Here is a 502-nt window from a genome sequence, read left to right on the forward strand (position 1 = left end):
TGACTTGATAAGAAATGATTTCATTGTTATAGAGGTCTTTTATGGCGGATAGGAAAAGTTTCTGTCTATTAAAAATCAAATATGTAATGTCAGTCACCCATTTCTCATTAGATCTGGATGCATGAAAATCCCTATTAAGAAGGTTTTTAGAAATACATATGCTTCTTTATGATTAGTAATATTTTTCAAATCTCCTTCAATTGTGGTAGCAACTTCCAATCTGGCATTTGTAAAGTGTCAAAGTAAACGGATGCCACCGAAAGCTATAATTACGATGGAAATGTTCCTTAACGTATGTTTTCCGCATTTTGTTGGTAGGACCCCTTCTTCAGGTTTTTCAACTTCGGCAAAACCTAAAATATTATTTAAAAATTTTCTTGCAGTGTCCTCACTACCTTTAGGAGCAGCGAGCTGAATATGGTCAACTCTTTAACAAGTTGGTTAAGCCAATCAGAAACGAATGAAATCCTGCTTTCGTATTTTCAAAGAAACACGTTTTACC

General features: G+C 34.3%; 2 pseudogenes. Both read right to left on the minus strand.

The annotated features are described in order from the left end of the window. Positions 1-145: pseudogene (locus ADA55_RS30350) on the minus strand (IS3 family transposase); the annotation flags it as partial. Between the two features lie 179 nt (positions 146-324). After that, a pseudogene (locus tag ADA55_RS30355) lies at positions 325-417 on the minus strand (glyoxalase); the annotation flags it as partial. Positions 418-502 lie beyond the last annotated feature (85 nt).

The sequence above is a fragment of the Bacillus sp. 220_BSPC genome (genome assembly GCF_001054655.1).
In the GTDB taxonomy this organism is placed as follows: domain Bacteria; phylum Bacillota; class Bacilli; order Bacillales; family DSM-1321; genus Peribacillus; species Peribacillus frigoritolerans.